General features: G+C 43.3%; 1 protein-coding gene. It reads left to right on the forward strand.

Features of this window, described 5'->3' with window-relative positions; all coding sequences use genetic code 11:
• Positions 1–307 (forward strand): reverse transcriptase/maturase family protein (locus tag P5674_RS26265; protein WP_315670529.1); only part of this gene is annotated, 307 nt, incomplete at both ends.

Genomic DNA, 307 nt, shown 5'->3' on the forward strand with positions numbered 1-307 from the left:
CCAAAATTCATTGTCCAAGCTGCCTAAAAAGAGACCTGAAACAATGGCTCAAAGCTGGTGTGCTAGATAACGGTGTATTCGAGGATACAGAAACAGGGACACCTCAAGGAGGGGTAATAAGTCCAATACTCGCTAACATCGCATTGGATGGCATGATTAGGTTCATAGAGACAATGTATCCAAAGAAAGCAGACAGAGCGCAGGCTACTGTTATAAGATACGCCGATGACCTTGTAGTGATATCCCCATCACTAGAAATCATTGAACAGTGCAAGACTGCTATTTCTGAATGGCTAAAACCTGTAGG

Origin of the sequence: Limnospira sp. PMC 289.06, from assembly GCF_032350395.1 — a bacterium.
Lineage (GTDB): Bacteria > Cyanobacteriota > Cyanobacteriia > Cyanobacteriales > Microcoleaceae > Limnospira > Limnospira platensis.